This is a genomic window from Brevundimonas sp. TWP1-3, from assembly GCF_049896085.1.
Taxonomy (GTDB): domain Bacteria; phylum Pseudomonadota; class Alphaproteobacteria; order Caulobacterales; family Caulobacteraceae; genus Brevundimonas.
This window is the reverse complement of sequence record NZ_JAFCTP010000002.1, coordinates 492,420-515,575: the sequence shown is the minus strand read 5'-3', so window position 1 is coordinate 515,575 and position 23,156 is coordinate 492,420. Positions and strand designations below refer to the sequence as shown.

The 23,156-nt window shown below is 67.3% G+C and carries 22 protein-coding genes; 14 read left to right on the top strand and 8 right to left on the bottom strand.

Annotated features, from left to right (window positions below; genetic code table 11):
• Positions 1-59 precede the first annotated feature (59 nt).
• The 6 genes from ACP693_RS14385 to ACP693_RS14360 all read right to left on the bottom strand — a co-directional run bounded on the left by ACP693_RS14385 (position 60) and on the right by ACP693_RS14360 (position 4,805).
• Positions 60-701: a DNA-3-methyladenine glycosylase gene (locus ACP693_RS14385; RefSeq protein WP_426020396.1), complete on the bottom strand. Its 642-nt coding sequence runs from the start codon at positions 699-701 to the stop codon at positions 60-62.
• Complete coding sequence (locus ACP693_RS14380; RefSeq protein ID WP_426020395.1) at positions 674-1,549, bottom strand: NAD(P)H-hydrate dehydratase; 876 nt, start codon at positions 1,547-1,549, stop codon at positions 674-676. The genes ACP693_RS14385 and ACP693_RS14380 overlap by 28 nt, the downstream gene beginning before the upstream one ends.
• A complete protein-coding gene (locus ACP693_RS14375; RefSeq protein WP_426020394.1) occupies positions 1,546-2,298 on the bottom strand; it encodes a histidine phosphatase family protein in 753 nt (250 codons plus the stop codon). Before ACP693_RS14375 ends, ACP693_RS14380 begins: the two co-directional genes overlap by 4 nt.
• Complete coding sequence (locus tag ACP693_RS14370; protein WP_426020393.1) at positions 2,295-2,606, bottom strand: hypothetical protein; 312 nt, start codon at positions 2,604-2,606, stop codon at positions 2,295-2,297. Before ACP693_RS14370 ends, ACP693_RS14375 begins: the two co-directional genes overlap by 4 nt.
• Before the next feature lie 166 nt (positions 2,607-2,772).
• Complete coding sequence (locus tag ACP693_RS14365) at positions 2,773-3,468, bottom strand: Crp/Fnr family transcriptional regulator (protein WP_426020392.1); 696 nt, start codon at positions 3,466-3,468, stop codon at positions 2,773-2,775.
• 389 nt (positions 3,469-3,857) lie between these two features.
• Positions 3,858-4,805 carry a manganese catalase family protein gene (locus ACP693_RS14360; RefSeq protein ID WP_426020390.1) on the bottom strand — a complete coding sequence of 316 codons (948 nt, stop codon included), beginning with the start codon at positions 4,803-4,805 and terminating at the stop codon, positions 3,858-3,860.
• A gap of 1,108 nt (positions 4,806-5,913) precedes the next feature.
• Between ACP693_RS14360 and ACP693_RS14355 the strand changes: the two genes are divergently transcribed.
• The 5 genes from ACP693_RS14355 (at position 5,914) to glf (ending at position 12,386) form a co-directional block, all read left to right on the top strand.
• Positions 5,914-6,780 (top strand): alpha/beta fold hydrolase, encoded by an 867-nt coding sequence (locus tag ACP693_RS14355; RefSeq protein WP_426020389.1) that lies wholly within the window; start codon positions 5,914-5,916, stop codon positions 6,778-6,780.
• A 291-nt stretch (positions 6,781-7,071) separates the two neighbouring features.
• Positions 7,072-7,596, top strand: coding sequence for a hemerythrin domain-containing protein (locus ACP693_RS14350; protein ID WP_426020388.1), 525 nt, complete (start codon positions 7,072-7,074; stop codon positions 7,594-7,596).
• Positions 7,597-7,617: 21 nt separating this feature from the next.
• Entirely contained in the window at positions 7,618-8,631 is a 1,014-nt protein-coding gene (gene galE, locus ACP693_RS14345; RefSeq protein ID WP_426020387.1) for a UDP-glucose 4-epimerase GalE, read from the top strand.
• Complete coding sequence (locus tag ACP693_RS14340; RefSeq protein WP_426020386.1) at positions 8,628-9,938, top strand: family 1 glycosylhydrolase; 1,311 nt, start codon at positions 8,628-8,630, stop codon at positions 9,936-9,938. The genes galE and ACP693_RS14340 overlap by 4 nt, the downstream gene beginning before the upstream one ends.
• A 99-nt stretch (positions 9,939-10,037) precedes the next feature.
• Positions 10,038-12,386, top strand: coding sequence for a UDP-galactopyranose mutase (glf, locus tag ACP693_RS14335; protein ID WP_426029328.1), 2,349 nt, complete (start codon positions 10,038-10,040; stop codon positions 12,384-12,386).
• Between the two features lie 785 nt (positions 12,387-13,171).
• Here glf and ACP693_RS14330 read toward each other — a convergent pair.
• Positions 13,172-13,810, bottom strand: coding sequence for a hypothetical protein (locus tag ACP693_RS14330; protein WP_426020384.1), 639 nt, complete (start codon positions 13,808-13,810; stop codon positions 13,172-13,174).
• 46 nt (positions 13,811-13,856) lie between these two features.
• Positions 13,857-14,204 carry a hypothetical protein gene (locus tag ACP693_RS14325; RefSeq protein ID WP_372691240.1) on the bottom strand — a complete coding sequence of 116 codons (348 nt, stop codon included), beginning with the start codon at positions 14,202-14,204 and terminating at the stop codon, positions 13,857-13,859.
• Between the two features lie 357 nt (positions 14,205-14,561).
• Here ACP693_RS14325 and ACP693_RS14320 point away from each other — a divergent pair, with 357 nt between their 5' ends.
• The 9 genes from ACP693_RS14320 (at position 14,562) to ACP693_RS14280 (ending at position 23,131) form a co-directional block, all read left to right on the top strand.
• The gene (locus tag ACP693_RS14320; RefSeq protein ID WP_426020383.1) at positions 14,562-14,846 is read left to right on the top strand and encodes a DUF7662 domain-containing protein; all 285 of its coding nucleotides are present in this window, start codon (positions 14,562-14,564) and stop codon (positions 14,844-14,846) included.
• Between the two features lie 24 nt (positions 14,847-14,870).
• Positions 14,871-15,617, top strand: coding sequence for a JAB domain-containing protein (locus ACP693_RS14315; RefSeq protein WP_426020382.1), 747 nt, complete (start codon positions 14,871-14,873; stop codon positions 15,615-15,617).
• A 107-nt stretch (positions 15,618-15,724) separates the two neighbouring features.
• Positions 15,725-16,546 carry a toprim domain-containing protein gene (locus tag ACP693_RS14310; RefSeq protein WP_426020381.1) on the top strand — a complete coding sequence of 274 codons (822 nt, stop codon included), beginning with the start codon at positions 15,725-15,727 and terminating at the stop codon, positions 16,544-16,546.
• Positions 16,547-16,583: 37 nt separating this feature from the next.
• Positions 16,584-18,830 (top strand): ParB/RepB/Spo0J family partition protein, encoded by a 2,247-nt coding sequence (locus ACP693_RS14305; RefSeq protein WP_426020380.1) that lies wholly within the window; start codon positions 16,584-16,586, stop codon positions 18,828-18,830.
• A gap of 143 nt (positions 18,831-18,973) precedes the next feature.
• On the top strand, positions 18,974-19,321 hold the full coding sequence (locus ACP693_RS14300; RefSeq protein WP_426020379.1) for a single-stranded DNA-binding protein: 348 nt from the start codon (positions 18,974-18,976) through the stop codon (positions 19,319-19,321).
• Positions 19,322-19,350: 29 nt separating this feature from the next.
• The gene (locus ACP693_RS14295; RefSeq protein WP_426020378.1) at positions 19,351-19,776 is read left to right on the top strand and encodes a single-stranded DNA-binding protein; all 426 of its coding nucleotides are present in this window, start codon (positions 19,351-19,353) and stop codon (positions 19,774-19,776) included.
• Positions 19,777-19,891: 115 nt separating this feature from the next.
• Positions 19,892-20,341 (top strand): GcrA family cell cycle regulator, encoded by a 450-nt coding sequence (locus tag ACP693_RS14290; protein WP_426020377.1) that lies wholly within the window; start codon positions 19,892-19,894, stop codon positions 20,339-20,341.
• A 299-nt stretch (positions 20,342-20,640) separates the two neighbouring features.
• The gene (locus ACP693_RS14285; RefSeq protein WP_426020376.1) at positions 20,641-21,579 is read left to right on the top strand and encodes a DUF2493 domain-containing protein; all 939 of its coding nucleotides are present in this window, start codon (positions 20,641-20,643) and stop codon (positions 21,577-21,579) included.
• 433 nt (positions 21,580-22,012) lie between these two features.
• A complete protein-coding gene (locus ACP693_RS14280; RefSeq protein WP_426020375.1) occupies positions 22,013-23,131 on the top strand; it encodes a DUF3363 domain-containing protein in 1,119 nt (372 codons plus the stop codon).
• Positions 23,132-23,156: the final 25 nt, after the last annotated feature.

Below are 23,156 nucleotides of genomic sequence, written 5' to 3'. Positions count from 1 at the left end.
GCCTTGTGGCCGAGGATGGGTTGGGCCTGGAGCTGCCGCCGACCCGGTCTGGCCGCTCCTTATGTTGAGCCGATCTGAACGGCCCGGGCAGGATCGGATCCCGCTATCGCATCGGCAAAGGGGCGACTGACATAGGGCGAGCCAGCCCGGCCGAACCGCCAGGGCGTCTCGACGCCGCGTCGAAGGCCGATCCGTGGGCCGACGAGGACCGGCTCGGGTTGGCCAAGGTCAAGCGCAAACGGGGCGACGGTGATCGGCAGGGCGTTGAGCGCCCCCGTCACCCCGAGCGACTGACAGAGCCGGCCGGGACCGGCGCAGAGGTCACGGGGGCGAACCCTGCCCCGTCGTTCGGCCATGACGGGCAGATTCCAGATCGGCTCGAGGGCGCGAATGAGGACGGCGCTGCCGGGGGTCGCGGCGTCGCAGACGATGTTGAGACACCAGTGCAGGCCGTAGATCCGATAGACGTAAGCCCGACCGATCGCCCCGAACATCGGCGCGTTGCGCGGCGTCGGTCCACGGAAGCTGTGCGAGGCCGGATCGTGGCGGTCGTAAGCCTCGGTCTCGACGATGATCCCGCCCACGCCGTCGATTTTCAGACGGGCCCCGATCAGCCCGGCGGCGACCTCCGGCGCCGGGCGCGACAGAAGCGCCTCCAGGCCTGCGGGCGCGGTCAGGACGAAGCGCCCGACGTGGCGCACAGTCGCGCGAGCACGAACGGCAACCGACCCGGAAGGTCTCGCGCCAGAAAGCCCAGCGGTGCGCCGGCAGCGGCGAGGTCCGACCCGGCCTGGGCATGGAGCATGACACCCCAGAGGGCGGCGACCACAGGCGGGGCGCCCCGCGCGAGAATCCCGCCGATCGCGCCCGCCAGGACATCGCCGGAACCCGACGTTCCCAGGCCGGCCACACCGCCGTCATGGCGCCAGGCCGTCCCGTCCGGGGATACGACGAAGGTCGTCGCTCCCTTCATGACCACGACTGACCGGAACATGGCCGCCGCTTGACGGGCGGCGCCGAGCGGATCGGCCTGGATGTCGTCCCTGGCCCGACCGAGGGTCGCGGCCATCTCGCCGGCGTGAGGCGTCATGACGGTCCGGCCGCCCGCGAGCCGGGCGAAGGCGTCGGCTTCGTCGTAAACTGGGAGGGCGCCGGCGTCGATCACCGCCGGGACGGCGGGGGCGCTGTTCAGCAACCTCGACGCCAAGCGCCGACTGGCCTTGGCGGTGTCCATGCCTGGCCCGAGCACGAGGGCCGAGGCCTTGACGGCCTGTTGAACCAAAGGAGAGGCGCTCGTCGCTCCCGCGATGACGATCCGGGCCTCCGGCACCGCCACGGCGATCGCAGCGGCCGAGGCGCGGTCGGCGCGAATCTGCAGCTTGCCCGCACCGACGCTGAGGGCCGCGACGCCGGCGAGGATCGCCGCGCCCGCCATCACGGCGTCGCCGCCGACGACCAAGACGGCGCCGCGGTCTTCCTTGTCGCCGTCCGCAGGAAGCGGGGGGAGGGGATGATGGGACAGGGCCGCGGCGTCGAGGGGCGTCGTCATCGCGCGGCGACCTTGGCGTCCGGCGCAGAGGTCACCGGCGCCCCTTCATCTTCCAACGGGGCGACGAAGTTGTAGACCTCGAGCGTCAGGCCGCCCTGACGGTTGCGCGAATAGGTCGTCACCCCGCAGTTGGCGACATCGCCCTCGGCGTCGATGGCGAGGATCTCGGTCTCGGTCAGTCCTTCCAGCAGATAACGCAGGCACAGGACCACGACCTGGTGACCGACGATCAGGACGCGTTCGTCGCGATGATGCAGGCTTAGGGTGTCGAGCGCCGCGCGAAGCCGGAGGATGACGTCGCACCAGCTCTCGCCTCCTGGTGGCCGATGGTAGAACTTTCCCAGGCGGCGGCGGGCTTCGGCCTGTTCGGGGTAACGGGATTCGATGCCCCGAGTGGTCAACCGATCCAGCACGCCGAACTCCCGTTCGCGCAGGCGTTCATCGATACAGAAGGCAAGATCGGCCTCGGCGAGCCCCCCGGCCTCGGCGATCGCGGTCGCCGTCTGTTGGGCGCGCAGATAGGTCGAGGTCAGGACGACGGTCGGACGCTCGCCCTTGGGCAGGTCCGCAAACCATTTGCCGAGAGCCTCGGACTGCACCTGCCCCAGGTGGCTGAGCGGTACATCGACATCTCGGATATCGAGATCGATCTCGCCGAGGCCGGCGGCGTGGGCGTGGTCGCGGGCGACGTTGCCTGCGCTTTGCCCATGGCGGACGATCCAGAGACGGGCGGGCCACGGGGAGGTCATGCCGCCGGCGCTCCGGGCGCGGCCTGGGTTTGGAGCAGGGCGATGACCTTCTGGAACAGATCCATCGCGGTCCTGTCGTCGAGGGTTTCGATGTCGATCTCGCCGATCGCATCGTCCAGGCGGCGGATCATGTCTCCGCAGTCGGGAGGCGCAGAACCCGTGTCCTCGACGGCCCACCCGGCGATGGCGGCGATGGTCTGGAGCGATTCCTGTTCAGAGATCTGAGCGCCATCCAGCAGGGCGACGGCGGCGATCTCCCGGATTTCCCTAAGGGCGCGGCGGCAGGCCAAGGCGTCTTTCGCGGTCATGAGGGTTCAACACCTCTGCAGGCCCGCGGTTCACCGTCAGTAGGTATACGGCGGAGGATGGTCCGTCTGTTCGATTGGCAAGACCAGCATCTCCGGCGCGCAGGCGTCGACTTTGGAACGCGGAGGCGCGCACCTCCCGCCAGCCTTCAAGCCTCGCAACGCGAGCTTAGCGCCCCCGTCGCCACCGGGTGCTGCCAATCGTCTCGTAGCATTCACAGGTTTGCCGGAGCAGGACGTCTCGATTGAGGATCCGGAGCCGACCTCGTCGACTTTGCACGGCTTCACATTCCGAGAAAGCGCGAAGGACGCTGTTGATGGTCGTTCGCTGGGCGCCAAGCAAGTCGGCCAGATTTTCCTGCTTGAGATCGTACTCGTCTCGCCCCGTCCGATCCTGCGTCATGAGCAGCCAGCGCGCCAGGCGGGCGGGCACCGGGTGTAGAGCGTTGCAGACGGCGTTCTGGGCGGCCTCGATCTGATTGTAGTGGGTAAGGCTGAGAAGAAGCTGTTGAAGGTGAGGGCTTGCATCCGCGCGTTCCCGAAAGACCGGCGTCGGGATCATCAGGGCTGAACCCTGGACCGCCACCAGCAGGTCCCAGCCGATTGGTTCGTCAGCCATGAAGGCCGCCAAGCCGGTTACGCCCTCGCGTCCCACATTGCTCGCCATCGACATCATGCCGTCGGCGAGGTGGATGACGTTGCTGATGTCCGCGTCGATCGGGAGAAAGACACGCTCGACGGCATCGCCGCGCTGGAGGAGAACGTCATCTTTCGGAAGATGGGACAGGATCGCGGACTGGCCCAAAATGGCTTTGTCTTCATCGTTCATCGCGGCCCATAGGCCGTTGGCTTCCGCCGTTATCATGCCGCCCCGCTCTCCACGACGTCCACTTCGACCGGTAAGCCGGTATAGGAGTCGTGCGTGGACTTCTGTCGCCTCCACGACATAAGCCCTCACGCGGCGCGAGGGTTGCAAGCGCATGCCGGGTCGTACGCTGAAGAATGACGCCCATCGCGCGAAAACGCTTTCCGAGCGGGGCTTTCCCCGCCCCCTTCGCGGAGCTGAGGCCCGATGTGACGTCGAACACCGATCGCGTGGCGGTCAATGGAGCGGCGCCCGCTTCGCTTGGACCCCGGCTACGAAACTCCCGTTTCAGGCGCGCCCAGCGCAGCGACACGGACCGAAAGATCGTCCGGCGGTCTAGCCTGCATCTTTGAAAAGACCGGCGCCCGAGCGCCGGCCTCCTCACTTGGTCAGAGGGCTTTCGCCTGGGCGGCGGCCTCCTGGATGTCTGCAGCCCCGCCGAAATCCTCATCGGTGACCCGCCCCGCCCCGGGGCCGGCTCCGAGATCAACGCCCGTCTCCGCATCCACAGCCGGATCGGACTGGGTGCGCTCTGCGAGTTTATCAACGACCCCTTGCGTCTTCTTGTCGAGGGCGACCGTTGCGCCGCCGTCGCCGTCATCGGCCGGCATGACCTGATCCAGGTCGTCGATACGATCCCACTGTTCGCCGCTGTTCCACGGCCCGTCGACGTCGCCTTCGCCCTGTGAGGTGTTGACGTACATGTTGGCGAAGCGCTCGATGCCCGGCAGCTTGCCCGGCGGGAAATTGTCCTCGATGGCGTAGAGCGCCTTCTCGAACGATTTCTGGTGCGCGATCTCTCGCGTCATCAAGAAGCCAAGCGCATCCTTGATCCCGGGATCGTCGGTGATGTTGATCAGCCGCTCGTAGACGATCTTCGCGCGGCTTTCCGCAGCGATGTTGGATCGCAGGTCGCAGGTCGGATCGCCGCGGCTGTCCACATAGGCGGCGGTCCAAGGCACGCCGGAAGAGTTGGTCAAGGAAGGGCCGCCGCCGTAGAGCAGCGACTGGGTGTGGCTGTCGCCGCCGGCGTTCAAGGCCATGTAGAGCTCGGCTTCCGCCATCGATGCTTCGGCAAGCTGACCCTTGATGCCGGTGTTCAGCATGGCGATGATCGACCCGATGACCTCAAGGTGGCTGAGCTCCTCCGTCGCAATATCGATGAGGAGGTCTTTGCGGCCGGGATCGAGCTCGCCCAGACCTTGGGTGAAGTAGCGCATCGCGGCGGAGAGTTCGCCATCCGGTCCTCCGAACTGCTCAAGGAGCAACGATGCCAGCGCCGGATTGGGTTCAGCGACCCGCACCGTATACTGCAGCCTCTTGTTGTGCATGAACATTTTGGAGTCGTCCTTTTTAGGGTGGGCTTTTAATCTTCCGCAACAACTCCTTCGTTTCGCCAGTCGTTCCAGAATCCAGGTCCAGATTTATCAGTTAAGCGTCTGTTTGCTCGAATGTCGGCTGGACGACACTTGAGTGAAGCGATTGAACGCTGAATCGCGTGGTTCTGAATACTTCGTCCGAGTGTCGTCCTGACGACTTTGGAACACTTGATGTATCAAGGGCCCGGGCCCCCGCTGATCCAACCGACGCGGGGGCTAGAGCCCCAGGTCAACGAACCGCGCTTCATTCCCGAATTTTTGAACGGCATCACTCTCAGTCCGGTGACATCGGCGATCGGATCGCCTCGGGCGCCCTCACGGTGCAGGGGACCGTTTGAGCAACGTCCCGAAGGCAGGGTTTCTGAACGGCGGCGGGCGGCGATATCCGTTGCGGCGTTCGTGTGGATCACGACCTCGCCCTCGCCGGCGCCGATATCGCGACCGTCGAACTTTGGCTGAGGCGTTTATCCCCAAAGTCTGCGCCAGCCGGGATCGGACGAACCTACCGCCTGTGAAGGCGTGGTCGAGTGTGCAGACGTCTCGAACGCTTGCCTGGATCGCTCGCTGCGGGCTTGAGCAGGCCGCTCACAGGAGCGCCGCCGACGTTGAGATGTCGGGCCGTGTCGCCGGCGGAAGAGAGGAGGCGGAGGCCTGTGTCTGTCGTCAAGACGACATTGGAACGCGGGCGATGGGGCGGCATTTGCCCTGCGCCCGCACCAACGCGGGTTCAGGACGCCTCATGCCCCTTATCCCCTTCGTGCGGGCCTTGCTCTCGCTCCTTGGACTTCTGGTCCTCGCTCTTGCCGCCTACCTTATCTGGACCTGGTGGCGCGGCGACGTCCTTCTTGACCCATCGGGCGTCCCCTTGCGCGTGCGCGAGGATTGGCGCCTGTGGGTCGCCGGGGGTGTCGTCGGGTGGAGCCTGGCCGGTCGAGCGTTCCCCCTGCTTCTCCTCGCGAAAGCCGACAGCGAACCCACGCGGGCGCATCGGGGCGGGGGCGTTATGACGGCCAGTCCAACCGGGGCTGAACTTTATGTCGAGAGCGAGGGCGGGGAAGACGGGCCCGTGGTCATCGTCACCCACGGCTGGGGACTCGACCGCACCATCTGGCACTCTCTGAAGCACCGGCTGGGGGCCGAGCGGAGCCTCGTCCCTCATCGTCTCGTCACCTGGGATCTGGCGGGGCTCGGCAAATCCAAAGCGCCTCCGACGGGCGAAATCGCCATCAAGAACTTCGCGACCGACCTGGCGCACCTGATCGAAGAGGCGGCGCCGCGGCCCGTCCTTCTGATCGGGCACAGCATCGGCGGCATGACGATCCAGACGCTCGTCCGCGATCATCCCGCCCTGTTCCACGCGCGCGTGTCAGGCGTCGTGCTGCTCCACACGACCTATACGAATCCTTTGCGGACCATGGTGTTCAGTCCCTTGATGATGGCGCTGCGCCGCCCCCTTCTGGAGCCGATGTTCAAGCTGACGGTGCTGTTCGCGCCTCTGGCCTGGTTGAGCGCCTGGCAATCCTACCTGAACGGAACCGCGCATCTCGCCAACCGTCTGCAGTTTGGCCGGGCCGTGACGCGCAGCCAGCTCGAACATACGACGCTGCTGGGGACGCGCAATTCGCAGGCGGTCCTCGCAAAGGGCAACCTGGCGATGTTCGACTGGGACGCCTCAGGGGCCATCGCGGCCATGGCGTGCCCGGTCTTGGTCATCGGCGGGACGCTCGACCTGGTCACGAAGCTGGAGGCCAGCGAGGCCTTGGTCGAAACCGCGTCCGCTGGATCCCTGGACCCGGTCACAGGCGTCAATCACATGGGGTTTCTCGAGCGGGATCATTACTACAACGGACGCATCGCGGCCTTTGTCGCCGAGAGCGCTCAGGATCGGCCGCTTGCTCGCGTCGATGCGAGCGCCTCGCTCAATCTCTCCTGATGCCCAGATACACCTTGTCGACAGTTCGGAACGGCCGTCCGGTCTCTGAAGAAAGCCTGCGCGCCATGACGGACGAGCAGGCGCGCGGACAGGCTCAGCTGCGATTGGCACGGATCATCCCCGGGGATGTTCTGGTCCTCACATTCGCCGGAACCGAATGTGGACGGTGGGGGCCCAGACGCGCGGGCTGACGGCACGGCGACTGAGAACGGCGCGCTTCGAGTCGGGACGCCGACACAGGAACCATCAATCGATCCGTCGCTTAGCCATGGAAGTTGGACGGAGAAGACAATGTCTGTGATCGACAAGCTCATGGCTGCGGTGACGCCCTTGCCGGACGCGGAAAAGCGTGCGGCCGCGACGGCGGAGGCGCGCGCCGCCGCGAAGCCCGGCGACTGGCTGACGATGGTCCTGGACCACCACGATCTCATCCGCGACGCGTTCGCGACGGCGCGGGCCGCGCGGTCGGCGGCCGACCGCAAGTCCGCATTCAAGGCCCTGGCCCTGGTCTTGAACGGCCATTCGCTGGCGGAAGAGATCGTGCTCTACCCCGCGCTGGGGAAGGCCGACCACAAGGCGCATGCCGCCCAGGCCTATCTCGAGCAGACCGTGGCCAAGACCCAGATGGCGGAACTGGAGCGCATACCCGCGTCCAAGCCTGAGTGGTTGGACAAGCTCGAACATATCGAGGGTGCGGTCCTGACCCACATGTTCGAAGAGGAATCCGGCTGGTTTCTCGATCTTTGGAACCAGGCGGACGATTCCGCTCTGCTGACGGCGCGCTACGCCGAGGAATACGAAAGATACGCCGGATGATGGCGGGAGGGTTCAACCGTCATGGCGGCTGACCGGATCCTCGTGACGGGGGGCGCGGGCTATATCGGCTCCCACACGTGCAAGGCCCTGTCACAGGCCGGCTACCAGCCGGTCGTTTACGACGATCTCAGCAACGGCCACGAAGAGGCGGTGCTGTGGGGGCCGCTGGTTCAGGGCGATGTGCGCGATGCGGAGCGCCTTGCGGAGGCGATGAGGGACAACAGGATCGTCGGGGTGATCCACTTCGCCGGACTGATCGAGGTGGGCCGATCGATGCATCGTCCGGACCTCTACTGGGATCACAATGTCAACGGCGTGGCCGCCGTGCTGTCCGCCATGCGGCGCACGGGCGTGGGACGGCTGATCTTCTCCTCCACGGCCGCCGTCTATGGAACGCCATCGACGTCTGGCCTCCTTCAGGAAACGGACCCGCTCAATCCGATCAACCCTTACGGCGACAGCAAACTGGCGGGAGAGCGGATGATTGCCGCCCACTGCGCCGCCTTCGGACTGGAGTCGGTAGCGCTGCGCTATTTCAACGCGTCAGGTGCGGACGCCGAGGGTCTGATCGGGGAGGCGCACCATCCTGAAACCCATTTGATCCCCCTTGCCATCGAGGCGGCCTTGGCGGGCGGGCGACCGTTGACCGTGTTCGGTGACGACTTCCCCACCCCGGACGGGTTCTGCGTTCGCGATTACATTCATGTGGCGGACCTGGCGCGGGCCCATGTGCTGGCGCTCGGTCTGGACAGGATCGACGGTGGTTTCGAGGCGATGAACCTCGGCCGAGGCGTCGGGGCTTCGGTCGTCGAGGTGATCAACGCGGTGGGCGCAGCCTGTGGCCGGCCGCCCGTCTATGAGGTCGGCCCGCGTCGGGCGGGCGATCCGCCGGTGCTCGTCGCCGATCCGTCGCGCGCGGCGGCGCGGCTGGGTTGGCGACCGGAGTTCGACGATCTCCAGACGATCATCGCCACGGCCGTCGCCTGGCGCAGGAATCGGCGCTTCGGCGCTTCCATCCTGCCGAACGCCGCATGACCGGCTGCGGACCCGGGCTTTGGGGCGGACCCGAGTGCACGCTCAACCGTATCGGGGATGTGTGGCGCGATCAGACACGGCTAAGCGGCCATCACGACCGGATCGACGATCTCGACCGGTTTGCCGAACTGGGTTTGGAGGCCCTGCGTTATCCGGTGCTCTGGGAGAGGACTGAAACCGCGCAGGGCGTCTGGGATTGGACGTGGCCAGACCCGCGCCTGTCGCGGCTGAGGTCTCTAGGCTTGCGACCCATCGTCGGGCTGCTGCATCACGGTTCTGGACCGGCCTGGACCGATCTCCTTGATCCGGGCTTCGCGGAGGGCCTGGCGCGCCATGCGGCCTGCACCGCCGAACGCTATTCGTGGGTTCGGGACTGGACACCGGTGAACGAGCCGCTGACGACCGCGCGGTTCAGCGCCCTCTACGGCCATTGGTACCCGCATCGGACCGATGAGCGCGACTTCTGGCTGGCGCTGCTGAACCAGATCGATGCGACGCGGCTGTCGATGAAGGCGATCCGGCGCGTGAATCCTGAGGCCAGGCTGGTGCAGACCGAGGACTTCGGCGCGACCTATGGCACAGCGCCCTGCGCGTCCCAAGTCCGGTTCGAGAATGATCGACGACTGATGACCTGGGACCTTTTGTGCGGCCGGGTGACGGCGGGTCATCCGCTGTTCCAGCGTCTGGCGTGGTTTGGGCTGGGCGACAGGCTCGCCGTCATCTCTGAAGACCCGTGCCCGCCGGACGTGATCGGCATGAACCACTATGTGACGAGCGACCGCTTCCTGGATCACCGGCTTGATCGCTATCCGCCGGCGTCGCACGGCGCGAACGCTGAACTGGCCTATGCCGATGTGGAGGCGGTCAGGGCGATGTCGCCGCGGCTTGGCGGGTGGCGCGATCATCTCTCGAGGCTTTGGGACCGGTACGGCCTGCCTCTGGCGGTCACGGAATGCCATCTCGGGGCGGAGTCCGATGAACAGATTCGTTGGTTCCACCAATGCTGGCGAGCGGCGAGCGACCTGTCGGCGGAGGGCGCGTCCATCGAGGCCGTAACGACGTGGTCCCTGCTCGGCGCGGTCGACTGGGACAGCCTCCTGACCAGGACGCAGGGCCGATACGAGGCTGGCGCGTTCGACGTCTCCTCCGGCCAACCCGTCGCTGGCGACCTGGCGCGGTGGCTCACGGGATTGGCGCGGCGAGAGCCGAGCGATCCTCCTGCGGGCGGGGGGTGGTGGTCGCTGGAGGAGCGAAGATGCTTCCACCCCGAGATCGATGATCCGCCGGATGGCGCTCTTGCCGCCTGACCCTCCGACCCTTTGAGACCGCCCCCGTCCCGCACACGCCAACACTACCGGAAGGCCACGGCGACCGCCTCGCGGGCGCCAGAACCAAGGACCCCAATGATGATCACCGCCTCCAAAGACCGCGCCGCCGCCGGCGCAGAGGTCATCGACCTCGCCCCCTCGGCCCGCCGCGATCCGATCGTGTGTTTTTCTCATCTGCGCTGGGACTTCGTCTTTCAGCGCCCTCAGCATCTGATGACGCGGTTCGCCCAATCGAGGACGGTCATCTATTTCGAAGAACCGATCCCCGATGACGGCGAGGCCAGGGTGGAGACGCGCGTCTGTCCGTTGAGCGGCGTCGTCATCGCCACGCCCCGGTTGCCGAATGGGCTGTCCGAACTCGCGAGGGAAGAGCGACTCAAGGCCTTGCTCGACGGACTGCTGACCGAGCAAGGCGTCGCCCGGCCGGTGCTCTGGTACTATACGCCGATGATGTTGCCGTTCTCGCGGCATCTGCAGCCTGCGGCGGTCGTCTATGATTGCATGGACGAGCTCGCCAACTTCCGCTTCGCCCCGCCCGGGCTTCGTCCGCTGGAGCAGGAGCTGATCGCCACGGCCGATGTGGTCTTTACCGGCGGCCACAGCCTCTACGAAGCCAAGGCCCACCTGCACGCCAATATCCACCCCTTCCCATCGAGCGTGGATCGGGCCCATTTCGCCCAGGCCCGCGATGTCCAGCCGAACGCGACGCCGACCCTGGGTTTCTACGGCGTGATCGACGAACGGATGGACCTCGACCTGATCGCCGCCGTCGCCGATGCGCGGCCGGACTGGACCATCGTCATGGTCGGGCCGGTGGTGAAGATCTCGGAAGACGACCTGCCGCGTCGCCCCAATATCGATTATCCTGGCGGACAATCCTACGACGCCTTGCCGGCCGAACTCGGCTGCTGGCACGTCGCTTTGATGCCGTTTGCGATCAACGACTCGACGCAGTTCATCAGTCCGACGAAAACGCCGGAGTATCTGGCGGGGGGGCGGCCTGTGGTGTCGACGCCGATCCGCGACGTGGTGCGCCACTATGGCGATCTGGACGCCGTCGCCATCGCAGCGACCCCGGAAGCCTTCGTCGCCGCCTGCGAGACCGCTCTGGTCCTCGCAGGCGACCGAACGGGTCAATGGCTGACCGAGGCGGATGCCGCCTTGGCGGATCTGTCATGGGACCAGACCCATATTCGCATGAGCGCTCTTGTTGATCGGGCCGCAACCTCGCGGGGCGCGATGTCGGCGACGCGGGCGGCGCGCCCACCGCGCCGCGCCCACTACGACGCCCTGGTCGTCGGGGCAGGCTTCGCCGGTTCCGTCCTGGCCGAACGCTTGGCGGCGGACGCGGGCATGAGCGTCCTGATCGTCGATCGACGGCCGCACATCGGCGGCAACGCCTATGACCGCCTCGATGAGGCGGGGGTGCTGATCCACGAATATGGGCCGCACATCTTCCACACCAATTCGGCCGACGTCTTCGCCTATCTGTCGCGTTTCACGCGGTGGCGTCCCTATGAGCATCGGGTGCTTGCGCAGGTCGGCGACAAGCTGGCGCCTATGCCGATCAATCGGACGACGCTGAACATCCTGTATGATCTCGACCTGCAGACGGACGAAGCCGCAGCGGAATTCCTGGCCGCGCGTGCGGAGCCGGTCGAGAAGGTGCGGACTAGCGAGGACGTGGTCGTCTCGGCCGTCGGCCGCGAGCTCTATGAGACCTTCTTCCGAGGCTATACGCGAAAGCAGTGGGGCCTGGACCCCTCGGACCTCGACAAGTCGGTGACGTCACGCGTCCCGACCCGGACCAACACCGACGACCGCTACTTCACCGACACCTTCCAGGCGATGCCGCTGGAGGGTTACACCCGAATGTTCGAGCGCATGGTCGACCACGAAAACATCCGCGTCGAGACGGGCGTCGACTATCGCGACATCGTCGACGAGGTGACCTTCGATCGCCTGATCTACACTGGACCGATCGACGAGTTCTTCGATCACTGCCATGGACCTTTGCCCTACCGCTCGCTGCGCTTCCAGCATGAGACGCTGGACCGGGAGCAGTTGCAGTCCGTCGCGACCGTCAATGCGCCGGCCGAGGCGACGCCCTACACCCGGGTCACCGAATACAAGCATTTGACGGGCCAGGTGCATCCCAAGACCAGCGTGACCTACGAATATCCGACGGCCGAGGGCGACCCCTATTATCCCATCCCGCGACCGGAGAACCAGGCCCTGTTCAAACGGTATGAGGCGCTGGCCGAAGGGCGGCCGGACGTGGTCTTCGCCGGACGTCTTGCGACCTACCGATACTACAATATGGACCAGGTCGTGGGTCAGGCACTGGCGACCTATCGCAAGATGGACAAAAGCCGGCGCGGTGGCCTTGGCCTCGCGACTGAAGGCGCAGTGACCGCACGGGTCTAGGTCGCGCCCGGCAAGATCAAGGGCTCCAGAGTCCGCGCGCAGCCGCCTTCGCGCGGATTAGCGGGCCGGAGCAGTTTGGCCGTCAAATGATCCGTCCCGGACTGAAACGGGCGTCGGGGGGATGAGGCGGTTTGGCAGGATGCCGTCGCCGGTCCCCAGGCTTCGAGCGTGCATCACCTTCGTAGGCAAGGGACAGAGGGTTTGGCGGCTTCGTAAAGACCGCCGAAGCCGGACCCTTTGACGTCCCCGCAGGGGCTTTCTGGTTGGCAGAGAACACGGGAGGAAACCGAACGACGAGAAAAGGCGTAGCGTCTTATGATCTTCCACTTCCAGAGCGATGCGGGCGTCCACGGATCCCAGAGTTGGTCCGCCGAGCTCGCAACGATGCGAGAGGCGCAGGTCGAAGCCATCCGAACGCCTGGAGAACTGCTGAGCGAAGACGGGTCGCAGTTCTGGGTGAGGGGGCGGTCTCGATGACCGTCTCTGGCGCCGATGACCTCATGCTGTTCCGGTTGGACCTGGGCGCAATGAGGTCTGCGTCGTTCGCAAACGCCAAAGAATAAGGGCCTATGGAGGTGGCGCTCGGCGCCGGCGGTCGGGAACGGCGTGTTCGGCCATACAGGGTCGCCCTTCATGCCGTGATCTCGAGGGCCGCAGGCTGTCTGTTGACGCGCGGCGGGGTTGCGCCGGCCTCGTTTCGTGGACGCCACGCAGTTACGGCCCGATGTTGAAACATCGGGCCGCTTATTAAGCCGCTATAGACGGCGATGGGCGTCGACTTGCGCCTAGCGGTATCTGGCGCGTTCGAGTTCGATCTGTTCCGAGGTATAGGGCTCGGCGTTGGCGTCGAAACCGGACCAGCCGGACTGGCGGTAGGCTTCACCACGCGTCGTGGCGTCGAAGCCGCGACTGCCGTCGAGGATCGTTTGCAGACGGTGGGCGTCGTCGCCGTCAGCCTTGACGCTGACGAGTGTTCCGCCTCGACGCACGCCTTCGGAGTAGACATTCGCCTCGTCGTCGCTGTGTCCGGCTTCCTTCAGCGCGCCGAGAAGGCCGCCGGTTGCACCGCCGGCTGCGGCGCCGACCGCTGCGCCGACCGCTGTCGAAGCGAGCCAGCCGGCGGCGACCACGGGACCGAGTCCGGGAATGGCGAGCATGCCCAATCCTGCGAGGACGCCGGCGCCGGCGCCGAGGATGCCGCCCGTGGCCGCGCCCTTGCCTGCGCCGTCGGCGACATCGTTCTCTCCATCGCCGTTTCGGTCCCCGAGAGGTCCGGCGTTATGATTTCCAGATCCCGAATGCCAGTTGTCGGCATTGTTCGAGACGATGCTGATCTTGTCGTGGGAGACGCCCGCAGCCTCAAGTTTCGAGACGGCGTCCAGGGCTTCGGTGTGGCTGTCGAACAGCCGAGTAACGGTCGCCATGATGTTGGCTCCTTGATGTTGGGAAAAAGTGGAGGGTCAGGGCGCGTTACTGGGGCGTTACGACGCCCTTGTAGTCCACCGAAACAGTGGTCGATTCACCGCCTGCGCGAGACGCCTGGCCTTTCCAGATGCCTTGATCGTCCTGCGTCAGGGGGCCGGAAACGACGTAGCCCTGCTTTTCGATGGCGGACTTGGCCTGGCCCTCGGTGAAGGAATTGGCGCCGGGGGTGAGCGCAGCCTGTTCAGACGTGTCCTGGGTGTCGACGGCGGGATTCATGGGGGCTTCGGCGGACGAGACGGCTGGACCTTCGACGGGCGCATCGGCAGGCTCATTATTCCCACACGCGGTGAGGAGGACAGCGGTCGCCGAGACGGCGAGGGCGGCTTTCAACATGGGAGCATCCTTTTCGAAGTTGCCCCTTAGAAAGAGTCGTCGCCAGTCATCGTTCCAAAGGCCAAGGTTGATGATGGGGATCGATGCGGCCTGCACAGCGGCGCCGGGACCGGATGCGATGCGGGTTCATGGCCAGGTTGCGAACTGGGCGCGAGTATCGGCGCAGGGCGTTCCGGACGAATAGGAAGAGAAGCGGCCCAAGGGCTCGGTCGACCCTCCAACCCGCGCTGCGTCGTCGCGGGAAGATGGCGCAGGCGGACGGGGTCTTCGAAATCGATGTCCATAGGAACGATCGGCCGGACCCCGTTTGAAGCCGCCGATCTTGATGTTTGCTCTCGGATACGGCCTTAAGCCCCAATGGGGAAATACGATCCGCTCGGCAGATACCTGAAGCGCCAGAAGGGGGCTGTGGTCGAACTGAGCTTCACGGAGATCGAGCGGCGTCTCGGAGCCCTGCTGCCCAAGGCCGCCAACGCCGCCGAATGGTGGCGGGCCGACGGGGCGCACACGCGAGCATGGGCGCCCCTCGGTTTCGTGGCCACCCTCGCGTCCGGTTCGGAGCAGGTGCGGTTCGAGAGGGCCCTCCTCGCGGCGCCGAAGGTCGAGCAGGGAGGAAGGGCGCGGGAGAGCGCTCCGGTTTGAGAGCGTTCTGGCCAGGAGGCCGCCGTGTCCCATCCCCCTATCGTCCCCGTTGTCCCCGTCGTCACCGTCGTCCATACCGCCTCAAAGGCTCGCCCCCGCCGTCGGCCGTCGCTTTGTCAGAAGGCGCAGTCCCTGCGGCAGGCGTCCGCCGCGACACCCGCCCTGGGTGAGGATGCCGCCCTCCTTGGGGATCTGTTGTCCCGGAGCCTGCCGCCCGAGGCTTGCGCCTCGGCCGTCGCCATCCTGATCGAGCGGTTCGGATCGACGGCCGCCGTGCTTGGCGCCGATCCGGGCGAGATCCAGCGCTCCAGCCGCCTGCCGTGCAAAGCGATCGCGGACCTGATGTTGCTGCGCCGGCTCGCCGTCGCGCTCGCGCGGGTCGAGGCCTCGCGTGAACCCGTGCTGTCGTCCTGGTCGGCCCTGCTCGCCTATCTTCGGGCGGAGCTGGCGCACATGCCTCGCGAGCAGTTCCGGACCCTGTTTCTGGACAAGAAGAACCGTCTGCTCCGCGACGAGATTTGCAACGACGGCACGGTGGACCATGCGCCGTTGTACCCTAGGGAGATCGTCAGGCGGGCGCTCGAGTTGAACGCCTCCGCCCTGGTGCTCGTCCACAATCATCCCTCCGGCGACCCGGCGCCGTCGCACGCCGATATCGCCATGACGCGCAAGATCGTGGACGCCTGCCGGGCCCTCGAGCTCCAGGTTCATGATCATGTGGTGGTGGCCCGTGAGGCCGTCGCCAGCTTTCGCGCCCTGGGGTTGATGTGAGGCCCGGGACGCTTGGGGGCGTCGTCCGCGCGGTCGGGGGCGATCTGTATGCCGGCGGCAGCCGGGCGAATATTCCCGCCCCCGGTCACAGCAGTTCCGACCGATCGGTGTCCCTGCTGCTGAACCAGGGACGTGTCGTCGCTCATGGCTTCGGCTCTGCCGACTGGCGCATCGTGCTCGACGATCTTCGCCGGCGCGGCCTCGTCGACGACCGGGGACGTCTCTGCAATGACGGGGGCGCCGGCGGCGGAGGGGATCCCGCGCCGCGTCCGGACCGTCGCGAGCGGATTCTGGCGGCCACCCACCTTTGGGTCGAGTCCGGACCGATCTCAATGGATGGCCCCGCTGCACGCCATCTCCGCCTTCGCGGTGTTGCGTTCGGTGCGACGCAACCGGATCTGCGCCAGCATGGCGCGGTCCCGACCTCGGTCTATCGACCGGGTCGCCGGCGCCTTCCGGCCCTCATGGCGGGCATACGCGCGCCGGCGGGCGCGATCACCGCTGTCGAACTCGTCTATCTGTCATCCAACGGACATCGGTCCCCAAATGCGACGCCCGCCCGCAAGACTGTCGGGGTCGTTCCGCCCGGCAGCGCTGTCCGGCTGGGCGAGGCGGAAGGGCGTCTTCTGGTGGCGGAGGGGGTGATGACTACGCTGAGCGCCATGACGCTGTTCGGACTGCCTGGGTGGGCCTTGCTGTCCGCAGGAAATCTGGCGGCCTGGGCGGCGCCGCCCGGCGTCGACTCGGTCCTGATCGCTGCAGACCGAGACGCCGCGGGTCAGGCGGCCGCCGCGACCCTCGCCGCCCGCCTGAGGCGGGCGGGACTCCGGTGTTGCGTCGCGACCCCGCCGCCGCCGTGGGGGGACTGGAACGAAGCGTTCATGTCCGGCGGGAGGCGGGAAAGGGAGGGAGGGGAGGGGCGCCGGTAGGGCGGGGGTGGTCCTCGCCGCCGGTTGGAATCCCGCTATGACCCGTTCCCGCTCCAAAGGCCGCGCCGTCTCCCCGACGCCGGCCCACGTCGCCGCCGCCCGCGAGCGGCGCCAGTTCGCGCTCGCCGATCTCGACATCGCGCCCGAAAACCTCCGCTACGGCGAGCCCGCCGACGACGACATTCCGGTCCTGGCGGAAACCCTGCTCGCCGCCGGCCAGCTGCAGCCCCTGACCGTGAGGCTGGCGTGCGGGCCCACTGAACGCCCGGCCATGGCCCTGGACGGCCGCCGACGTCTCCTCGCCCTGCGCCATCTGGCGGCGAAGGGGCGGATCGCGGACGATCATCCGGTCGAGGTCATCGTCGAGACGGATCCGACGCGCCAGGCCGCGGCCGCTGTCCTGACCAATACGGCTGCGCCGATCCATGTCGCCGACGTCATCGCCGCAATCGGCCGGATGGTGATGTCCAGGCTGAAGCCAGCGCAGATTTCGCGGGCCCTCGGCTATGCCGAAATCGACATCAAGCGCCTGGCGGCCCTATCCGCCCTGCCGTCCGTCGCCCTCGACGCCTTGCGCGCCGGACGGATGAACCTGCGTCAGGCCCGCCTGCTGGCGCGGCTCAACGACCCTTCGGAACAGGCCGCCCTGGCCCAGGACGCCCTCGATGGTCGCGGTTTCGCGGACTGGCGCGTCACGGAACGGCTCGACGCGGGTCGGGTGACCACCCACGATCCGCGGTTCGCCCTGGTGGGGGCCGATGGCTATGCCGCATCCGGCGGCCGGGTCGAAGCGGATCTGTTCGGCGAACGGGCGCCGGTTCTGCTCGATCCGGATCGGCTGACCGCCGCCTGGACGGCGCGGGCGCGGAGACTCGCCCTGGTCTTCGAGGCGGAAGGCCTGGCGGTGCACTTGGCTGCAGGTCCTGAGACCGGGCATATGACGGACCTGCCCGACGATCTTGAGCGGCTCCACTACGCCTACGGCGGCGATCTCACCGAGCGTCAACTCGATGACTACCGTGCGGCGCGGGATCGCTATGACGCGGTGGCGGAGGATGCCGCCGCGCGCCTGGAGGAGACGGCGGATGCGGAGCGCATCGAGCCCGCGCTCATCGCCCTGGTGCAGGCCAGGCTGGCCATGGATCAGGCCGCGAGCGGCGGCCGCCTCGCGACCGTCCTCGTCATTCGTCCAGATCGGCGCACGGGCGTCGAAGTGCAGTGTTACGCCCCGCCGGAGCCTGAGGCTGGGGTCGAGGCTGAGGTCCAGGCCGACGCCGACCCGGGCGCGGACCCGTCACGCCCCGTGCTGTCGCGAAGCGCTTGGGGCGCGGCGCCCTATGCGGCGCCACAGGCGGAGGGGGCCGTCCCCGAGACCGAAGGCGTGACCCATGCCCTGCACGGGGTCAGGACCGAGACGGCGACGCGGGGGCTGATCCGCGCTCTGGCGGATGCGCCGTCCGTGGCCATGACGGCCCTGATCGCCGGACTGTTCAGCCTGCTGGCGATCCCCGTGCGCGGCGCCCGGTCGCAAGGCGCGCTGACGATCACAGCCAAGGCGTTCGCACCGACGGGCGGGCGGGTGATCGACACCCTGGACGGGGTCGTTCGCCGGCGGCTGGACGATCGGCGTGCGGCCTGGGAGGGGTCGGGCGAGACGGTCATCGCCTGGGTGCACGGCCTCGCGGACGACGACCGCCAGGGTCTGCTGGCGGAGCTGACGGCGCTTACTCTCGACCTTCATGAGGATCGGACGACGACGATCAAGCGCCCGGCCCGCGCCCAGGCTGCGGAGCTAGCCCGGCTGTGCGAGGCCGATATCGCGCGCCACTGGACGCCGGATCTCGTCTTCCTCAAACCTCATCCCAAGCCCCTCCTGCTGGCGATGCTGGAGGCGATGGACGCGCCGATGAGCGATGTGATCGGGCTGAAGAAGCCGGAGCTGATGGCGCACGTGGTCGAGACAGCGGCCGGCAAGACCTGGGCGCCGGCCTCCCTCTCCTGGATCCCGCAGCCCGGAGACGACGACGGAGCCGGCGCTGCGGACGACGGCGAGGCGATCGCCGGTCCCAACGGCTACGACGACCACGACGACCGCGACGACCACGGCCGCATCGAAGCGCAGGCGGATGCTGGATCGGAAGACGGGCTGAGGACCGCCGAAAAAGGCGACCCAGCCGAGAAGGAAACGACGACGCCTGAAGCGGACCCGGCGATCCCCGAGGGCGAGGGCGTCTTTATCGTGACTCTGGAAGGCGCAGCCGCGCTGAGGCGGTCGGCGGCCTGAGCGTCGCCTGACGGTCGCCGGCCCAGCCCGCTTTCGGCATCGCCCGGAAGCGGGCTCGCGGAAGGAGAGGGAAGGGCGGGGAGGGATGAGGCGGGATGAGGGAGATCGGCTCCCCGACGCCTCAGGATCCACAGGAGACTGACATGCAGACCATGGTGTTCACCGGTCGGCTCGCCGCCGACCCCCAGATCAGCCCGGACTTCGCCAAGGCGGTGTTCCGGCTGATCGAGAAACGCGGCGTCGATGTCGGCGGCAAGGATCGGCTCGTCGGCGTCAACTGCGTCAGCTGGTCAAAGGGCCTCAATGAGAAGGTCATCGCGCGCGGTCTGGCACAGGGCTGCGAGGCGGTCGTCGTCGGCGCCTTCATCGACACCGCCTACACCGCTGCGGACGGCACGGAGCGCGCCGCCAAGGAGCTGGTGGTGAACCGTCTGACCGTCCTCGATTGGGCCGAGGCCCGCGAACCCGCCGCAGAACGCGCGGCGGCCTGACCTTCCTCTTCATCACCAGGAGACTGACCATGCAGACCCTCACCCTCGAAGGCTATCTGGCTGCCGATCCCTCCATCCTCTCCGCCCAGGGTTCGGGCCGGAAGCGCGCGAGCTTCCGTGTGCTGGAGACCACCCGGTTCCGCAAGGCGGATGGGACGCCTGGCGAACGGACGACTGGCTTCAACTGCCTCTGCTTCAATGAGTCCACGGCCGAGAAATACATCCAGGCCTTCGCCAAAAAGGGCAGCCGCGTCGTAATCCAGGGGCATGTGGAGAACGACAGCTGGACCGGCAAGACCGGCGTCGAACACTACGATCTGCGCGTGATCGTGTCGGATATCCGGCTGAAGAACCGGCGGAACGCGGTCGGGCAGTCGGCCGACGAGACCCCGGACGGCGGTCGGGTGGAGGAACCCGCCGGCGGCTACGATATCAACGACGACATCCCCTTCTGAAGACCGGTCGTCCAGCAGCACGGTGACCCGGCGCGAACAGCGCCGGGTCATTGTCATGCGGTCGGGAGGAAGGGCGACGCCGGTCGGGCCGATTGGGCCTGAACGGAGTTCCGTCATGAGCTATTGGACGAAGGAGAGAACCCACCGGCTGATCACCCTCTGGGTCGAGGGGCTGACGGCCGAACAGATAGCGACCCAGCTGGGAGAGGGCGTGTCCCGCCCCGCTGTCCTGGACAAGGCGCACCGGTTGGGGCTGAAGCGCGCGCCGGTCGGCCCCCCGGACCGATCCGCGTGGTCGGAGGGCCGTGAGGAGGCGTCGCGGCCGTCGCAGACCGAACGGGCCCGTTTGATGCCGTCTGTCGAACAGACCCCCGTTCGCCGATCGATCCTCACCATCCGAGCCGGAGAATGCCGCTGGCCGCTCGGGAAGCGCGGGGACGCGACCTTCGGTCTATGCGGGGCGCCGGTCGAACGCGGCGCCTTCTGTCTGGCGCACGCCGCCATCGGCTACCAGCGCCGTCCGTTCGTGGCGGAAAGCCTGCTGGACGCCGGTCCGCTGGACTAGCGCCGATCCGGGGTCGATAGGGGGCGGCGGCGAGAGCCGCCGCCCTTCGACAGGTTGTGCGGATCATCGACGGCATCGGCGCGCGGCGCCGAATGGGGTCGGCGCCGCGAAGGCGACGCCGACATGCCCCCACACAACGCCTTCTGATCTTGTCACGTCACCCCGGAAGTCAACGGCTGCGCCGTTCCCCTCCGCGCCGCGAAGGGCGCGCCGCTCCGGTGACTGCCGGGGACCCCGCCGTGCCCAAATCCTCAGTCGTTGCGCATGGGGCGCTCGACCTCATTCAGAGGATGACTGCAATGCAAACCTTCAACACCCCCGCCTCCTTCCAGAAATCCGACTCGGCCTTCGACGATCTCACCGGCGCCCTCGGCGATCCGCGTCCGCATCCCAGCGAGGCGGCGCTCGAGCAACTCGGCCGCGCGCTCATGACGGAGCTGCTCGACGTCATCGCCGACACCGCGCTGGAGGATTATCAGACCATCCTCGGAGAGGCGCTGATCGGCGCGTTTCATTCGGCGGCGGGACGGATCGAACGCGACGCCGACAGGGCGCGCGATGCGATGCGCGCCCTGGATCGAAACTTCGACGGCTCGGAGGCGGCGGATACGGAGCTGCAGGAGGCGACGGCAAAGGCCCGCGCCGGCGATGCGGCGACCCGGGCCTGCGAACTGGTCCGCGACGCCGCCTCCCAGACCTGGACGGTCTCGACCGGAGAGGTCTGGACGGCCTGGCGCGGCAGTCGGCGCGGCACCCACCTGACAGCGGCGCAGCTGGAGGCCAAACAGGCGATCCGCGCGATCCGCAACCGACGCGCCGGAGAGGCGGTCCCGGACGGTCCTGTGGTCGCCTTCCGCGGCGCCCCCTCGGCCGACACCGCAGGGGATGCGGGGCGGATCTTCGACGCCCTCAACTGGGCGAAACAGGAATGGCCCGGCATGGCTCTGGCGACGACCGGAGCAAAGGGCGCCGAGAAGCTGGCCATCAAATGGGCCCAGCAGAAGGGGGTGACGGTGATCCTCGCCCGCGCGGACTTCGACACCCATGGCAAGGCCGCGCCGTTCCGGGCGAACGACGACCTCATCGCCCTCGAGCCGAGCTGCTGCCTCACCCTGGTCCAGTCGGTGGATCGAGATGGCGCGAGCGATCCGCGTCCGTTCGGTCCCGCCCTCAATCTGGGGCAGAAGGCGGTGGCGCAGGGGCTACGGCATATGCAGATCCGCGCCCGATCGGCCTGAAGCGTCAGCCCTCCCATGACCCGCTCGGCCTCGGCCGGGCGGGTTTTGTTTGTCGTGCGAAGCCCGCAGACCATCAGCCCCACCGCCGCACCAGGCCGGCGAAGCTCATGATTGATGTTGATGCGGTTTGATCGGTGTTGATGAGGCTGGCCGAGAATCTGGTGAAAGGGGGTCAGGGCAAGATAAAAGGCGGGGGTCGGCGCTGCGCTTTTCGGCTATCTTCTCCGTGAGTTGAGCGACCGGCTGGTTGGTCCTCTCGACTTGTCGCAAGTCACGGGTTGGGGCGGTCGAAAGCGTCAGGGAGGCTTTGCCTATGCTCGTACGTGACCGGTTCGCTGACCTCGAGACCCCGGTGGAGTGCTCTGCGGACGCGGGCATCCAGGTTCGGCTTCCCGCCAGTCTCAAGCGCGACAGGGCCGATGTGAGGACCGCCTTGTTCGTTCGTCTGGCGGCGTCGCGCGCCTTCGCTCTGGGCGATCGCGCAGGCGTGTTGCGAGCGGCGCAGACCCGCTCGGGACGAGCGTTCCGGCTGGACGTCCGGCAGCGGGTGATCGTCAAGGCGATGGTGTCCCGCCATGTCGGCAAGGGCGCAGCGCGGGCGTCCGCGCTCGCGGCGCACGTCGCCTATCTGGGCCGGCCGGGCGCCGGCGCGGAGGCGGCGCGGCCGGACTTCTTCGACCGTGAAAGCGACGGCCTGGACGCGCGGATGGCGACGGAAAGCTGGGGCGCAGATCGGCATCATTTCCGGTTCATCGTCTCACCCGAGAACGGCGACCGGATCGCCGATCTGCCGGGCTATGTGCGGGATGTCATGGGACGTGTTGCGGCGGACCTGGGCGAGCCGTCGCTGCGCTGGGTGGGGACCTGCCACTACGACACGGACCAGCCCCACGCCCACGTCCTGGTGCGAGGGCGGCGCGCGGGTGGTCGGGATCTGGTCATTCCGCGGGACTACATCGGTTATGGATTCCGGGCTCGGGCGCAGGAGGCCGCGCAGGAGCGGCTGGGGGATCTGTCGCGCATCGATGCGGAGAGACGCGTCTGGAGAGAGACCCAGGCGGAGCGGTTCACAGGGCTTGATCGCCGACTGATCGCAGCGGCCGATGAGGCCGGTTTGGTGGACGACGGCGTCGGCGGAACCGATGTCTGGTCTGCTTTGACGCGAGGGCGGCTCAGGACTCTCGAAGGTTTGGGATTGGCGGTCCCGGCAGGGCGGAGATATCGGCTGGACGGCGACTTGGAACCGCGATTGCGGGCGCTTCAGATGCGGCGCGACATCATCCGGACACTGAACCAGCGACGGCTCGAAGGCGCGAAGGATGTGCGCGTTGTTAAGAACGGCCGGGTACAGGGCGTCGCCGTGAAGACCGGGTTTCATGATGAGATGGGCTTGCAGCCCTATGTCGTCGTCAGAGATGCTCGAGGGGTTGAGCATTACGCTCGCCTGAGGCCAGGGTCACAGGCTCAATCGGGTCAAAGCCTGAGCTTGGTCGCTGGGGTAAATGGGATGGCCCAGGCGGTCGAGGGGCGAGCGAGCGCGCTTGAGCGGTGAGGTGTTGACCGGGTTAAGATGCGTG

Excerpts from the sequence above, each read along its gene's own strand:
- ACP693_RS14340 (WP_426020386.1), top strand. The coding sequence starts at position 8,628 with ATGACCGGCTGCGGACCCGGGCTTTGGGGCGGACCCGAGTGCACGCTC.
- ACP693_RS14295 (WP_426020378.1), top strand. The coding sequence starts at position 19,351 with ATGCAGACCCTCACCCTCGAAGGCTATCTGGCTGCCGATCCCTCCATC.
- ACP693_RS14320 (WP_426020383.1), top strand. The coding sequence starts at position 14,562 with ATGGGGAAATACGATCCGCTCGGCAGATACCTGAAGCGCCAGAAGGGG.
- galE (WP_426020387.1), top strand. The coding sequence starts at position 7,618 with ATGGCGGCTGACCGGATCCTCGTGACGGGGGGCGCGGGCTATATCGGC.
- ACP693_RS14350 (WP_426020388.1), top strand. The coding sequence starts at position 7,072 with ATGTCTGTGATCGACAAGCTCATGGCTGCGGTGACGCCCTTGCCGGAC.
- ACP693_RS14375 (WP_426020394.1), bottom strand. The coding sequence starts at position 2,298 with ATGACCTCCCCGTGGCCCGCCCGTCTCTGGATCGTCCGCCATGGGCAA.
- ACP693_RS14285 (WP_426020376.1), top strand. The coding sequence starts at position 20,641 with ATGCAAACCTTCAACACCCCCGCCTCCTTCCAGAAATCCGACTCGGCC.
- ACP693_RS14325 (WP_372691240.1), bottom strand. The coding sequence starts at position 14,204 with ATGTTGAAAGCCGCCCTCGCCGTCTCGGCGACCGCTGTCCTCCTCACC.
- ACP693_RS14370 (WP_426020393.1), bottom strand. The coding sequence starts at position 2,606 with ATGACCGCGAAAGACGCCTTGGCCTGCCGCCGCGCCCTTAGGGAAATC.
- glf (WP_426029328.1), top strand. The coding sequence starts at position 10,038 with ATGATCACCGCCTCCAAAGACCGCGCCGCCGCCGGCGCAGAGGTCATC.
- ACP693_RS14365 (WP_426020392.1), bottom strand. The coding sequence starts at position 3,468 with ATGATAACGGCGGAAGCCAACGGCCTATGGGCCGCGATGAACGATGAA.
- ACP693_RS14300 (WP_426020379.1), top strand. The coding sequence starts at position 18,974 with ATGCAGACCATGGTGTTCACCGGTCGGCTCGCCGCCGACCCCCAGATC.
- ACP693_RS14290 (WP_426020377.1), top strand. The coding sequence starts at position 19,892 with ATGAGCTATTGGACGAAGGAGAGAACCCACCGGCTGATCACCCTCTGG.
- ACP693_RS14380 (WP_426020395.1), bottom strand. The coding sequence starts at position 1,549 with ATGACGACGCCCCTCGACGCCGCGGCCCTGTCCCATCATCCCCTCCCC.
- ACP693_RS14330 (WP_426020384.1), bottom strand. The coding sequence starts at position 13,810 with ATGGCGACCGTTACTCGGCTGTTCGACAGCCACACCGAAGCCCTGGAC.
- ACP693_RS14305 (WP_426020380.1), top strand. The coding sequence starts at position 16,584 with ATGACCCGTTCCCGCTCCAAAGGCCGCGCCGTCTCCCCGACGCCGGCC.
- ACP693_RS14360 (WP_426020390.1), bottom strand. The coding sequence starts at position 4,805 with ATGTTCATGCACAACAAGAGGCTGCAGTATACGGTGCGGGTCGCTGAA.